Consider the following 13,362-nt stretch of genomic DNA (forward strand, 5'->3'; position numbering starts at 1 on the left):
CCTGCGCGCCGTGTGCGGCGGGTGTACGGGCGGGGGCGCGCAGAAGCGGTGCGGGGACGGGTGCGGGCTGGGACGTACGGCGTGGGTGTGCCGCAGGGACGGGGCTGCCGTACGGGCGGGGCGCCGTGAGGGGCGGGGCGCTGTGCGGACCGGGGGCTGGGCGGACGGCCCGTCAGCGGCGGCGCGGTGAGGCCAGCAGGTACATCCCGCCGTCGCGCTCCGGGTGTTCGGAGACCTGCCACCCCGCCGACTCCAGCACCCCCGCGGCCCGCACCAGTTCCCGCAGCGCCGGCCCGGGCCGCCAGTCGACCCGTACCGCCTCCGGCTGGTGCTCGGCGGGGGTGACGGCGTAGCCGCCGGTCGCGGGGGTGGCCGGGGGCAGCCCGGCGGCTTCCAGCGCAAGGGCGACGGCGGACGCCAGGTGCGTACGCTCCCAGGCGCACGGCACAGCGGTGGCGCCGTCGGCGTTGGTGAGCCGGCGCAGCTCGGCCAGCCCCTCCCAGGCGCTGCGCACCTCGCGGGCGCGCGCGACGGCATCGTCCGGGGCGGGCTCCCCGCCGGTACGGGTCGCGAACACCCCCGGTTCCGCCGGGCCCCGGCCGCCGTCCGCCGGGTCCTCCGCGGTCTCGGCCGCCGCTTCGGCGGCGAGCAGCCGGTCGCGTAGCTCCCGCCCGGCGGGGGTGAGGTAGTGCCGGTGCGGCGGGCGCGTGTGCCGTACCGCGAAACCCGCGTCCACCAGCCCTTCCAGCACGCGCTCGCTCGCGTGCACCAGCCCGGTCGCGGCGTCGGCCCCGGCCACGGCCCGGCGCCGGGCGGGCGTCAACTTGGCGGTGCTCATGGCACCACGGTACGCAGTCGCCGCGAACCCCTCCCGCGCACCGCCCGGCGCCCCGGCGACGGGCCCCTGACGCCCCGGGAAGGCCCTTGACATCCCGTTACTCCCCTGGGAGTAGGAAAGTTGACTCCCGTGGACGGACGACCCGCTGACGCCGTCGCAGGCAGACTGCCTGGTAAGCGACGAGGAGGCCGCCCACCATGCGCATCAGCATCAACGTCACCGACTTCTCCTGGCCCGGCGGCCCCACGGCCCTCGCGCCCGCGCTGGCAGACGTCGTCGGCGCGGCGGACGCGGCGGGCGTGGACACCGTCTGGGTCGGTGACCACCTGCTCCAGGCCGACCCCACGTGCACGCCGGACGAGCCGGTGCTGGAGGCGTACACCACGCTGGGCTACCTGGCCGCGCGCACCGAGCACGTCCGCATCGGCACCATGGTCACCGGCGTCACGTACCGGCCGCCCGCCCTGCTCGTCAAGGCCGTCACCACCCTCGACGTGCTCTCCGGCGGTCGCGCCTGGCTCGGCCTCGGCGCCGGCTACCGCGAGGACGAGGCGTACGCCATGGGCCTGTCCCTGCCGCCCGCGGTCGAGCGGATCGAGCGGCTGGAGGAGACGCTGCGGCTGGCTCAGCAGATGTGGGCGGGCGACACCGGCGCGTTCGACGGGCGGCACTTCACGCTGGACTACCCCGTGTGCAGCCCGCAGCCGGTGCAGCGGCCCCGCCCCGCGGTGCTCGTCGGCGGCGTGGGCGACGGGCCGATGCTGCGGCTCGCGGCGCAGTACGCGGACGCGTGCAACTTCTTCGACGTACCGGACGGCGGCCTGACGCTGCGCCGCGAGCTGGACGTGCTCGCCGACCACTGCGCGGCTGCGGGGCGGCCGTACTGGGAGGTCGAGAAGACGGTCACCGCCCGGATGGAGTTGGGGGAGTCCGCGGAGTCGGTGGCGGAGCGGTGCGAGTCGTTCGCGGAGTACGGGATCGAGCACGTGGTGTACGTCGCGGACGGGCCGTGGACGGTGGAGGCGGTCGAGGCGGTGGGGGAGGCCGTGCCGGTGGTGGCGCAGATCAAGCCGAACAGCCAGGTGGGGGTGTGGTGAGGGCCGTCACGCGGGCAGGTGCCGCGGGCGCCTTGCGGGTACGCGCCGCGGGCGCCTGCCGGGTGCGTGCCGCCGACGCGGCGCGGGTCCGGGCCGTCACGCGCGGCGGAAGGTGACCACCGTCCCGGGCGCCACCGGCGCAGGCGCGTGCGGCGCCGCGGCCACGCGGCGCTCCAACTCGGCGAAGCCGGTGTCGATGTCGGCCTCCCGCATGTGCTCGAAGATGGAGAACGCCCGGGTGCGCAGCCGGGCCAGCGCCCCCGCCCAGGTGCCGGGCGCCGGCAGCCCGACCTCCCCCACCGACACCAGCTCCCACCCCGCTGCCTCGAACGTACCGCGCAGCACCGACAGCGGCTCGTAGAGCGCGGCGAGGACGTCGCGCCCGCCGGGGAAGGCGTCGATGTACCACAGGGCGGGCAGCCGGTCGGTGAGTTCGGTACGCAGCAGCAGGGTGCCCCCGGGCCGTACGACGCGGTGCAACTCGCGCGCGCCCGCGGGCTTGTCCCGTACGTGGTGCCAGACGAGGAAGCTCAGCGCGAAGTCGGCCGACCCGTCCGGCAGCGGCAGCGCCTCCGCCCGCCCCGGGACGTAGGCGACCCGCGGGTGCGCGGCGTGCGCCACCGCCTGCTCGCGCATCCGCGCCGACGGCTCGACGCCGGTGACCGGACCGCCGAACTCCGCGGCCAGCAGCGGCGTGAACCGCCCGGTGCCGGAGCCGAGGTCGAGCCCGCGCAGCGGGCGGGCGGCGGGCAGGCGGGCGGCGAAGCCGCGGGCCCAGGCGGTGCGTTGGGCGTCGGTGAGGGCGCGGCCGGCGGCGTAGGTGCGGTGGAGGCGGTCGTCGTAGTCCACGGGGCGCATGCCCGATGCCTACCCGGGGGCGGTCCGTTCGTGCGCTTCCGCTTCGCCCGGCCGACGCGCGGGAAGGAATGTGGCTGCCACGCGCTAGTCTGGCCAGCCATGTCGCTGAACGGCCAAGCACCGCCTTCCGTTTCTGCTTCCGCTTCTGCTGCCGCGTCCGGTCCGGGGAGCGGTGCGGTGCTCGTGGGGGACTTCGCGATGGCGGGCGCCGGCGGCTGGGTCGGCCGGCACCGGCACCCGGTGCCGCAACTGGCCTGGGCCAGGAGCGGGGTGCTGATGGTGCGCGCGCTGGGGCGGACGTGGGTGCTGCCGGCGACGACGGCGCTGTGGATCCCGCCGGGGGTACGGCACGCCACCGGCACGGCGGGCACGACGGAAGCCCGCGCCCTGTACGTCCCGCAGGCCCGCCCCGCACCCCCCGCCGCCCCGCGCCCGTCCCGCACCCGCCCGCCCGCACCCCGCCGCCCACGCGGGGGCCGGGTCCGGGAGCCGGTGGGCACGGATGCGGCCCCGGCCACCGAGCGTACGGCCTGGGCCCCTCAGCCGATGGCGTGGGACTACGCGCCGGTCGCCGAGCGCGCGGCCCGGGCGGCTCCGGAGCCGGCGGCGGGCCACGCCCCCGCCACCGGGCGGGTCACGCGGGCCGCGGACGGGACGGCGGCGAACCCCGCGCGGGCCGGGGCGGCGAATCCCGCCCCGGCCGCCGAACGCGGGCTACGTGCCCGGGAGCCGGCGGCGGACCCCGCGCCCGTCCCGCACCCGCCCACCCGGCCCCCGGAGGCGACCGACCCGGCCCCTGCCCCTGCTCTGACCTCTGCCCCCGCCCCGGTAGCCGTGGGGTGGACGGAGCCGACCGTCGTGGCGGTCACCCCGCTGCTGCGGGCCCTGTTCGACCACCTCGCCGACGACGCCCCCGCCCCGCCCGCCCGCGCCCGCGCCGAGGCCGTGCTCCTCGACCAACTCGCCCCCGTCGCCCCGACGTCCGTCCTGGCGCCCATGCCCCGCGACCCCCGCTCCCGCGCCGTCGCCGAGGCCCTGCGCGACACCCCCGCCGACGCCCGCACGCTCGCGGAGTGGTCCCCGTACGCCGGCGCGGCGCCCCGCACGCTGGCGCGCCTCTTCGTCGCCGAGACGGGCATGCCCTTCGGCCGCTGGCGTACGCACCTGCGCCTCCAGGAGTCCCTGCCGCTGCTGGCCTCGGGTGCGACGGTGGCCACGGCGGCCCGGCACGTCGGCTACGCGTCGCCGAGCGCGTTCGTGGCGGCGTTCCACCGGACGGTGGGGGCACCGCCGGGCACGTACTTCCCGCGGGACTGAGGACCCGTAGAGAAGGCACCGAACGCGCGCCACGGACACCCGCGCCACCCCCGCAACCACCTTTGCCGCCACCCCACCCCCGACCTGCGTACCGTGTCCCCGTGCCAGCCTCCCGCCTCCGCCGCGCCGCCGTCCTCGTCCTCGAAGGGGCCAAGCCCCTCGACGCCGGCATCCCCGCGCAGGTGTTCAGCACCCGCCGGAGCATGCCGTACGAGGTCCGCATGTGCGGCGCCGCACCGGGGCTGGTGGCGGGCGGCGACGGCCTCTCGTACCACGTCGCGCACGGCCTCGACGCGCTCACCTGGGCCGACATCGTCTTCGTACCCGGCTACCGCTTCCCCGACCGCGACGACCCGCCGCCCGCCGTCACCGACGCGCTGATCGACGCCCACCGCCGCGGCGCCCGCCTCGCCGCCATCTCGACCGGCGCCTTCGCCCTCGCCGCCACCGGACTCCTCGACGGCCGCCGCGCCACCACCCACTGGCACTACACGCGGGCGCTCGCCGCGAAGCACCCGGAGGTACGGGTCGACGAGAACGTGCTCTTCGTCGACGAGGGCAGCGTCCTGACCTCCGCCGGCGCCGCCTCCGGCATCGACCTGTGCCTGCACATCCTGCGCGGCGACCTCGGCGTGGCCGCGTCCAACCACGCCGCCCGGCGCCTGGTGGCGGCCCCGTACCGCAGCGGTGGCCAGGCGCAGTACGTGCCGCGCAGCGTGCCGGAACCGCTCGGCGAGCGGTTCGCCGCGACCCGGGAGTGGGCGCTGCACCGGCTCGGCGAGCCGCTGACGCTGGAGGCGCTGGCCCGGCACGCGGGGGTGTCGGCGCGTACGTTCTCGCGGCGGTTCGTGGACGACACGGGGTACACGCCGATGCAGTGGATCATGAGGGCCCGTATCGACGTGGCGCGCGAGCTGCTGGAGCGCTCGGAGCAGAGCGTCGAGCAGATCGCCGACGGCGTCGGCCTCGGCACGGGGGCGAACCTGCGGCTGCACTTCCAGCGGATCCTGGGCACGACGCCGAGCGAGTACCGGCGCACGTTCGCGCGGGGCGAGTAGGCGACCTGGCGAGCAGGGCCCTGGCGAGATCCTTGCGGAGGATGGCACCCACGCCGCTGTCACGACCGGGCAGGGCGGGCGAACCTACTGGTGAAGCGTGGGAAGAGCGCTGGAGAGCCGTCGAAACCGGAAGGCAGGACGCCCCATGACCCGCATCGCCATCAACGGATTCGGCCGCATCGGCCGCAACGTGCTGCGCGCGCTGCTGGAACGCGACAGCAGCCTCGACGTCGTCGCCGTCAACGACCTCGCCGAGCCCGCCACCCTCGCGCGGCTCCTCGCCTACGACACCACCGCCGGCCGCCTCGGCCGCCCGGTCACCGCCGACGGCGACACCCTCGTCGTGGACGGCCGCCGCATCAAGGTGCTCGCCGAGCGGGAGCCGGCGAAGCTGCCGTGGGCGGAACTCGGCGTCGACGTCGTCCTCGAAGCCACCGGCCGCTTCACCGCGGCGACCGCCGCCCGCGCGCACCTCGACGCGGGCGCGCGCAAGGTCCTCGTCAGCGCCCCCTCCGCCGGCGCGGACGTCACCCTCGCGCCCGGGGTGAACACCGAGGCGTACGACCCGCAGGCCCACACCATCGTCTCGAACGCCTCCTGCACCACCAACGCGCTCGCGCCGCTGGCCGCCGTACTGGACGAACTCGCCGGCATTGAGCACGGCTTCATGACCACGGTGCACGCCTACACCCAGGAGCAGAACCTCCAGGACGGCCCGCACCGCGACGCCCGCCGCGCCCGCGCCGCCGCCGTCAACATCGTCCCCACCACGACGGGCGCGGCCAAGGCCATCGGCCTCGTACTCCCGGGCCTGGACGGCAAGCTGTCCGGCGACTCGATCCGCGTCCCGGTCCCGGTCGGCTCGATCGTCGAACTCAACACCACGGTCGCCCGCGACGTGACCCGCGAAGCCGTCCTCGACGCCTACCGCACGGCGGCCGAAGGCCGCCTCGCCGGCGTCCTCGAATACTCCGAGGACCCCCTCGTCTCCGCCGACATCACCGGCAACCCGGCCTCGGCCATCTTCGACTCGGCCCTCACCCGCGTCGACGGCCGCCACATCAAGGTGGTCGCCTGGTACGACAACGAGTGGGGCTTCTCCCACCGAGTGATCGACACCCTGGAACTCCTCACCACCACCTGACTACGGCGGCGGCCCGCCCATCCGCTCGTGCCGCTCGGCCGCCACCTCGATGAGGATGTCGCGCAGCTCATGTCTGGTCCGGCCACGGGTCTTGACGGCGTGGCAGTTGGGGCACAGGGCGATCATCTGACGTGGATGGTCGGGGCCGTCGTCGGCAAGCCCCACGACGTGGTCGACCTCGAGGATCGGCGCGCCGCTGTCCGTCACGTCGTCGGGCTGCCCGCCGCAGCCCGGGTTCTCACACCGCCTCCGGCTCCGGGCGATCACCGCTTCCCGGGCCGATCCCGACCGGATGGGGTCCCGGGAGACGGTCTCCCGGCGCTGCCCGCGCCGGGATTCCTCCCGGCTCTCCACCAGGTGGCACAGCCGCTCGTACTGGGCGGCCAGCAACACCGGATCGGTCACGGGGGAGCCCGCGGAGGCCGCCACGGACTCGTCGTAGAGGCCGACGTCCGTCAGCAGCGGTACCTCGTCGAATCCGTCGAAGAACCGCTCCGTGATCGCCTGTATCGCCGCCACGCGCGCCGGACCGGAGGTCCGCATGAGTTCGTGCACGGGCTCGGCGAGCCCACCGGCGGGCCGCTGCTCCTCGAACCACCGCCGGGGCACGGCGTCCCCGTGCGCCGGCGGCACCGTGCCCTCGTAGCCGTGGAGCGCCCACAGCCCGGCGTGGAAGAGCGCGAGCACCGGATAGTCGGGCCTGCTCCGCTCACCCCGCCGGCCGTGCCGCTCCAGCAACCCGCCCAGGGCCGCACTCGTCTCGTCCCAGGCCAGCAGGCGCGGCTCCCCGCGCAGCGCCCGGCCGAACGCCCACAGAAGGGTGATCGGCTGATAGAGAAGCGGCCCTGTCGGCGCATGAGCAACACGCAGCGCGCCGATCCGCTCGACCAGGCCGTCCGCGGTCACCTCGGTGACCGCACCCTGCTCGACCACCTGAAACCCCAGATCGGCGAGCAGCTTCACGGCGTGCCCCCGCCCACCGGAGAACTCCGAAGCGGCGAGCGGCTCCCGCCCGGGCAGGAACCCGTGGGCTGCCCCGACGACGGCCTTCGAGTCGTACCGCCGCCCGTCGACCACGAGCACGTACCTACGGGACTCCTGGAACCCGTACCGCCGCAGAAACGCCGCGCGCCCGAGCCGGTCGAACTCCCCGACGGCCCGCAGGATCTCCGCTCTTCCCACGTCACCCAACGCCATGCCGCTCACGATAAGCGGCCCCACCGACAACGCCGCCGACCCGGCGCCCCGGACGGCAACCGCCACCCGTCCCGGGACGTCTGTCCCGGGTGGGGGGCGGACGGCCGGTGAAGCTCTTGCCGGGCGCCGCGCATCTCGTGACAATGCTGCGCACCACAAGGGGGGAGAGGCGCATGATCGTGCCGGGTGAGCAGGAACTCGGTGGTTTCGTACGGCGGTACCAGACCGACGTGAGCCGCCATGGGCGGACCGGGGTCATCTCGTTAGTGATCGGGGTGGCGGCGGGAGCCGTGGCCATCCCGATCGTCATCCAGACCTTCGAGGAATCCACCAGCGGCACGTTCGCCGGGCTCGTGGTGGGAGTGGCGCTGCTGTGCCTGTGGTCGGGCATCACCAACGGCCTGCGCTACACCAGCCGGCACGGCGAGATCTACACCGTGCGCGAGGGCGGCCTCGTCTACCGCAGGACCGGCGAAACCCGGGTGATCCCGTGGGAGAACATCCGCAAGGTCTCCGACAGCGGCCAGAACAACGCGATCAGCGCCGCGATGGGCTGGGACGTCCACTGCCGGATCAAGGTCCGCGACGGCAAACGCCTCCTCCTCACGGGCTTCACGGAGGACGCGGCCGAACTTGCCCGGACGATCCAGCAGGCGGTCGGAGCCGGCACCCGCCCCGCCCCCCGGGAGCGGGGCCTGTGAGGGGCGGACGCCCCGGGCCGGGGAGCCGGGGGTCCTGTGGTCGTCGGTCGTGGAGTGGACATCGCCCGTAGGCACGGCGCTCGGTGCGGCGATCGGCGTGGGGGCGACGCTGCTCGCCGATCGCCGGCGGCGGGAGCGCCAGGAACCGGCGCAGACCTCGGCGTACGCGACCGCCCGGGCGGCTGCGCACCGGGCCCGTCGGCCGGGCGCCGAGGAACTCGGCTTTCTGCATGGACACTTCACCGGCGCGGTGTAGAGTGGGAGCGCTCCCATCTGTGTTCATCAACCGGAACGGAGACCCCCCATGCACAAGCCAAGCCCCTCCGCCAGCCGCCCCCGGCGCGCTGTCCGCCGGCCTCTCCAGGCGCTCACCCTGCTGCTCGCCGTCGTCGTCAGCGCACTGGGCTGGACCGGCACCGCCCAGGCCCACGGCACCGTCGTCGACCCGGCAACCCGCGCCTACCACTGCTGGGAAGAGTGGGGAGACGACCACCTCAACCCGGCCATGGAGCAGGAAGACCCCATGTGCTGGCGCGCCTACCAGGCCAACCCCAACACCATGTGGAACTGGATGAGCATGCTCCAGGACGGCCTCGGCGGTCAGTTCGAGGCGCGGATCCCCAACGGGAAGCTCTGTAGCAACAACCTCCAGAACTTCGAGAGCCTCAACAACCCCGGCGCCTGGACGACCACCGACGTCAGCGACAACTTCTCGATCCACCTGTACGACCAGGCGTCCCACGGCGCCGACTTCTTCCGGGTCTACGTGAGCAAGCAGGGCTTCGACCCCAAGACCCAGGCCCTCGGCTGGGACGACCTCGACTTCATCACCGAGACCGGCAGCTACCCCCCGGCGTCCGACATCACGTTCCCCGTCCAGACCTCCGGCTACTCCGGACACCACATCGTCTTCACGATCTGGCAGGCCTCGCACCTCGACCAGGCTTACCTGATGTGCAGCGACGTGAACTTCGGGTGAGCCGCAGCGCCACGGCACACCACAGCCCCGTGCCCTGAGCCCGGCACCGGGCAGACCGGGCTCCGCCGGCCAGACTCACCTGGCCGGCGGAGCTTTCGGCGTCCGGGCGCCGTGAAGGGGCGTGACGCGCCCCGGGGTCGCGGACTCGTTCATCCCGGACGGTGGGAGCCGTCCCCCTCCACGAGGAACCGCCGCGCCGCCGAGAGTTTGTCGAGGGCCCGGGGCGACTCGCTCAGCCGGTCCGCCAGCGCGTCCACCATCACGAGGAGCCAGCGCGAGTCCGCCGAGCGGGCGGAGAAGTAGGTCCGTACGAAAGCGAGGTGCCCGGTGAACACGCGCTCGTCGTCCACGAACACGGCCGCCGCCAGGGAGTCCAGCAACCGGCCGAGAAACCCGGTGCCCTCCTCGTGCCCCGTGCCCCCCGTGCCCGTACCCGAGCCGTGTTCCGGCCCCGGGCGTCCGCCCAGGTTCGGGCACACGTCACGCAGCGCGGAGGTCAAGTGCTCCAGCAGCCCGGGGCGTTGCCTGACGAGCATCGCGTACGCCTCCACGGCATCCGCCTGGACCGACGACTCCCCGCGCAGTACCGGCGGCCAGCCGCGAAGCAGGGTCTCCGCGGCGCCGCGGGCGTCGGCCGCGTACATGTCCGCCCCCAGCGTGTACGCCCACGTGCCCCCGGGGCCGAACCCCGTCCCGCCCGTGATGACGGGAACGCCGGCCCACCGGCAGATCTCGATCTGCCGGTACGCGAGCGGAAGGTTCCAGGGCAGCGTGCACGAGACGGCGACCACGTCGGGGCCGTTCTGGTGGACGTCCGAGAGGATCCCGTGCGGGGACACCGACCCGCCGAGCGAGCGCACGTCGAAGCCGCGCAGCCGCAGCACCTCGGTGAGGATGTCGGCGGGGAGAATGTGCCACTCACCGTCGCTGCACGCCACCAGCACCTGGCCCCGCGAACCGGCCCCGGCGCGCGAGCGGGCGATCTCGCGGGCGGCGGACGCGATCCCGTCCACGGTCCGCCTGCTGACATGCGTGGCCGCGTGCTCCTGCGCCACCGACCACTCGCCGGACTCCCACCGCTTGCCGACCCTCACCTGCGCGGGTGCCACCAGTTGGAGCAGCACGTCCTCCGCGCTCACCCCGCTCGCCACCAGACCGGTGGCCAGCTCGACCGCCGCCTCCTCGTCCGCATCCGCCAGGCAGGCGTCGAAGCCCGCCCGGGCGGCGTCGGTGATCCCGGAATCGCTCATGGGCTCTCGACCCCCCCGCCCGTCGGGGACTCGCCCGGCGCCCGGGCCGACGGTGCGGCGAGGAGCCACGGCGGGGAGTCACGGCGGGGAGGTGCCTGAAGCGTCAGGATGGAGATGTCGTCGTGCGGGCGGCCGGCAAGCCATTCGGTCGTGAGCAGCTCCAGCCGCTCGGCGACCGACGCCGCCTGCATGTCGATGCAGGTGGCCAGCGCGTCGACGAGGCGTTCCTCGCCGTATATCTCCCGCCCGCTCGCGCCACCGCGCGCTTCGGTGACCCCGTCGCTGTAGAAAAGGATCAGCTCGCCGGGTTCGAGAAGGAACTCCGTACGGCTGAAACTGGGATCGGGCACCGCTCCGACGAGCGTGCCCTCGCAGGGGATCTCCTCCACCCTTCCGTCACCCCGCAGCGCGAGCGGGGAGAGGTGGCCGCCGCCGGCGATCTCCACCTTCACCGAGCCGTCGTCGCGGGGGCAGGCGGAGCCGGTGATCAGGGTCGTGAAGCGGTGGCCGTCGCTGAGGACGATGTCGTTGAGCAGATGCAGGTCGCGCAGGGGTTCGTTCTCCTTCGCGGCCATGGCCAGGGTCCGCATGCTCTGCCGTAGGTGCCCCGCCAGCACCGCGGCCTCGGCACCCTTGCCGGACACGTCGCCGAAGAAGAACGTGACCCCGCCCCCGGCGGCGGGGGCCACGTGGTAGAAGTCGCCGCTGATGTGCAGCGCCTCGGCGGCCGGCCGGTAGGCGGCGCCGAGCCTGAGTCCGTCGGCGGCGGGCAGTGGTTCGGGGGCCATGCTGGCCTGGAGGACTGCGATGGTGTGGGCCTGCTGCGAATAGAGTGCCGCCGTCTCCAGCGCGAGTCCGGCCCGTACGGCGAACCGATGCGTCAGCTCGATGTCCGCGTCGTCGAAGCGCGTACGTTCCGGGCCGCGCCACATGATCAGCGCACCTGCCGGCACGCCGCCTGCGGCGAGCTGGGCCACGAGCGGATCTCCGCCCTTGACGAACTCTTCGGGCATGAGGCTGCCGAGCGCGTCCAGCTCCCGGGCGCCGACGACGGTGGGGCGCGGCTGGAGTCCGTACAGCGCGTTCGCGACCTCGGGCACCCCTTCGAGCCGCTCGACCACCACGTCTCCGTAGGAGCGGGCGTCGCCCGGACCCGCCCGGTGCCAGTCCGTACGCCGCCCGTTCGCGGGCAGGACGACCACGGAGGCGTCCGCCAGCCTCGGGATGACGATCTCGACGAGCGTACGGGCGGTGCGGCCGTGGTGGAGCGAGGCGCCCAGGCGCTGGGCGGCCTCCTCCAGGAAGGCCGACCTGTCGCGTTCGTCGAAGAGCGCCGCCTCGGCCGCTTGCGCGCTGCCGACCTCGCTGACCAGCCACACCGCGAGTCCGCCGACGGTGTGCAGACGCCCGCGGAGCCTGCGGCCCTCGTGGGCGGCACGGAAGCGCCCGGCCCCACGGGCGGCGGCACGGGCAAGGGGCGCCGCCGCCGACGCGGCGAGCGGCTGCCCCGGGCGCAGCCGGGGAAAGAGGCGGGCGGCGGCGCGGTTGAACCCCCGGATCGTCCCGTCGGCGGGGTCGCAGGTGACGACGGCTTCGTCGACGAGATCCAGCAGGGTGCCCAGCTCCGCTGAGGTGTGGCTCCACGTGCCCGTGCCGCCTTCGTCCTCCGGCATCGGCCACCACCTCCTGCGCGCTCCGCTCCTGCGCCCATAGCCTCCTGCGCGTTATCCCCCCTTTTATACTATTTGTACCACCGTGACGGTGCCCGGCGCGGCATGCGTGGCACGGCGGGGTCGTGACGGGCCGAGGCCAGGGTGTGCTCATGAAATGGATGTCATGCACATATCAAAATCTACGCGCGTAGGGTAACGTGGCTCCACGTCGATATCGCGAGACCAAGTCGCCTTGCAGGCAGGGGAGTTGACGTGCACGGAAACCATGAGCCCGATGGCGTCCGGAAGGACCGGTCACGTACCGGACTGGACCGGCGCACCCTGCTGCGCGGGTCAGCCGTCACGTTCGGCCTGGCGGCGGGCGGTGTCCTGCTCTCGGGCAACCCTGCCCAGGCGCTGGACACCTATAACCCGTTCACCGGCTACCCGATGACCGGCGGTTGGCAGGACCACATCGACCGGGGTTCCCTGGGCGGAATCGACTACGCCATGAGCGTCGGCACCCAGCTCCCGGCCGCAGGCGCCGGCGTCGTCACGAACACTCCGAACAACGGCACCGGCGGGCACACCGTGACCATCACCCACAGTGACGGGTACCGGACGCAGTACATGCACCTGTCGCAGTTCCGCGTCGCCAACGGCACCTCGGTCGGCAAAGGAGGCGTCGTCGGACTCTCCGGCGGTGCGGCCGGAGCCCCAGGCTCCGGAAACTCCACCGGCCCCCACGTCCACTGGCACCTGATCACCCCGGCCGGCGCCCGGGTCAACCCGCTGGACTACGTGGGCGGCGGCGGTGGGCTGCCGAAGACGACGACGGAGAATGACGGTGTCCCCGGCCCCACCATGTGGATGCGTACGCAGAACTGGCTGCGGATCGAGTCCGGTTACACGGGCCCCATCGACGGTGTCCCCGGGACCCACACCTACGCCGCGCTCCAGAGGAACATGCGGGGCTGGGGCTACACCGGACCCGTCGACGGCGCCCCCGGCCCCCACACCTGGGCCGCGGTCCAGCGCCTGGCCGCGTCCTACGGCTACACGGGACCGATCGACGGCGTGATGGGCCCCAACTCCTGGCGGGGCTTCAGCCGCTTCATCAACGAAGACCGCTGGGACTGAACCAGAGCCCACCCCGCAAGCCCGACGTGCCCAGTGACCCCTTGGGACCGCGTCCCGTCGATCTCCGCCACCATGGGGGTGGGGATACCTCCTGCGACATGCTCGTGGTCCGGGTCGTACTCCCAGCGTCA

The 13,362-nt window shown here is 74.1% G+C and carries 13 protein-coding genes; 8 read left to right on the plus strand and 5 right to left on the minus strand.

Going from position 1 to position 13,362, the window contains the following annotated elements:
* Positions 1-172: 172 nt before the first annotated feature.
* Positions 173-838 (minus strand): hypothetical protein, encoded by a 666-nt coding sequence (locus QBL21_RS05020; RefSeq protein ID WP_407560760.1) that lies wholly within the window; start codon positions 836-838, stop codon positions 173-175.
* A gap of 197 nt (positions 839-1,035) precedes the next feature.
* On the opposite strand from QBL21_RS05020, the gene QBL21_RS05025 reads away from it, so the two are divergent.
* Positions 1,036-1,935 (plus strand): TIGR03560 family F420-dependent LLM class oxidoreductase, encoded by a 900-nt coding sequence (locus tag QBL21_RS05025; protein WP_407560761.1) that lies wholly within the window; start codon positions 1,036-1,038, stop codon positions 1,933-1,935.
* 96 nt (positions 1,936-2,031) lie between these two features.
* Here the strand turns inward: QBL21_RS05025 and QBL21_RS05030 are convergent, their stop codons facing one another.
* On the minus strand, positions 2,032-2,793 hold the full coding sequence (locus QBL21_RS05030) for a class I SAM-dependent methyltransferase (RefSeq protein WP_407560762.1): 762 nt from the start codon (positions 2,791-2,793) through the stop codon (positions 2,032-2,034).
* 177 nt (positions 2,794-2,970) lie between these two features.
* On the opposite strand from QBL21_RS05030, the gene QBL21_RS05035 reads away from it, so the two are divergent.
* From QBL21_RS05035 to gap, 3 genes are all read left to right on the plus strand, one after another.
* The gene (locus QBL21_RS05035) at positions 2,971-4,110 is read left to right on the plus strand and encodes an AraC family transcriptional regulator (RefSeq protein WP_407560763.1); all 1,140 of its coding nucleotides are present in this window, start codon (positions 2,971-2,973) and stop codon (positions 4,108-4,110) included.
* A gap of 101 nt (positions 4,111-4,211) precedes the next feature.
* Complete coding sequence (locus tag QBL21_RS05040; protein ID WP_407560764.1) at positions 4,212-5,168, plus strand: GlxA family transcriptional regulator; 957 nt, start codon at positions 4,212-4,214, stop codon at positions 5,166-5,168.
* 145 nt (positions 5,169-5,313) lie between these two features.
* Positions 5,314-6,312 (plus strand): type I glyceraldehyde-3-phosphate dehydrogenase, encoded by a 999-nt coding sequence (gene gap / locus QBL21_RS05045; RefSeq protein ID WP_407560765.1) that lies wholly within the window; start codon positions 5,314-5,316, stop codon positions 6,310-6,312.
* On the opposite strand, the gene QBL21_RS05050 is transcribed toward gap, so the two are convergent.
* Positions 6,313-7,509 carry an HNH endonuclease gene (locus QBL21_RS05050; RefSeq protein ID WP_407560766.1) on the minus strand — a complete coding sequence of 399 codons (1,197 nt, stop codon included), beginning with the start codon at positions 7,507-7,509 and terminating at the stop codon, positions 6,313-6,315.
* A 173-nt stretch (positions 7,510-7,682) separates the two neighbouring features.
* Here QBL21_RS05050 and QBL21_RS05055 point away from each other — a divergent pair, with 173 nt between their 5' ends.
* The 3 genes from QBL21_RS05055 (at position 7,683) to QBL21_RS05065 (ending at position 9,189) form a co-directional block, all read left to right on the plus strand.
* Complete coding sequence (locus QBL21_RS05055; protein ID WP_407560767.1) at positions 7,683-8,210, plus strand: hypothetical protein; 528 nt, start codon at positions 7,683-7,685, stop codon at positions 8,208-8,210.
* Positions 8,211-8,259: 49 nt separating this feature from the next.
* Complete coding sequence (locus tag QBL21_RS05060; RefSeq protein ID WP_407560768.1) at positions 8,260-8,466, plus strand: hypothetical protein; 207 nt, start codon at positions 8,260-8,262, stop codon at positions 8,464-8,466.
* Between the two features lie 117 nt (positions 8,467-8,583).
* Positions 8,584-9,189 carry a lytic polysaccharide monooxygenase gene (locus QBL21_RS05065; RefSeq protein WP_407566311.1) on the plus strand — a complete coding sequence of 202 codons (606 nt, stop codon included), beginning with the start codon at positions 8,584-8,586 and terminating at the stop codon, positions 9,187-9,189.
* Between the two features lie 149 nt (positions 9,190-9,338).
* On the opposite strand, the gene QBL21_RS05070 is transcribed toward QBL21_RS05065, so the two are convergent.
* Positions 9,339-10,439 (minus strand): B12-binding domain-containing protein, encoded by a 1,101-nt coding sequence (locus tag QBL21_RS05070; RefSeq protein ID WP_407560769.1) that lies wholly within the window; start codon positions 10,437-10,439, stop codon positions 9,339-9,341.
* Complete coding sequence (locus tag QBL21_RS05075) at positions 10,436-12,112, minus strand: PP2C family protein-serine/threonine phosphatase (protein WP_407560770.1); 1,677 nt, start codon at positions 12,110-12,112, stop codon at positions 10,436-10,438. The genes QBL21_RS05070 and QBL21_RS05075 overlap by 4 nt, the downstream gene beginning before the upstream one ends.
* 252 nt (positions 12,113-12,364) lie before the next feature.
* Between QBL21_RS05075 and QBL21_RS05080 the strand changes: the two genes are divergently transcribed.
* A complete protein-coding gene (locus QBL21_RS05080; protein ID WP_407560771.1) occupies positions 12,365-13,231 on the plus strand; it encodes a peptidoglycan DD-metalloendopeptidase family protein in 867 nt (288 codons plus the stop codon).
* Positions 13,232-13,362: the final 131 nt, after the last annotated feature.

The organism is Streptomyces sp. 184 (genome assembly GCF_045781775.1).
Lineage (GTDB): Bacteria > Actinomycetota > Actinomycetes > Streptomycetales > Streptomycetaceae > Streptomyces.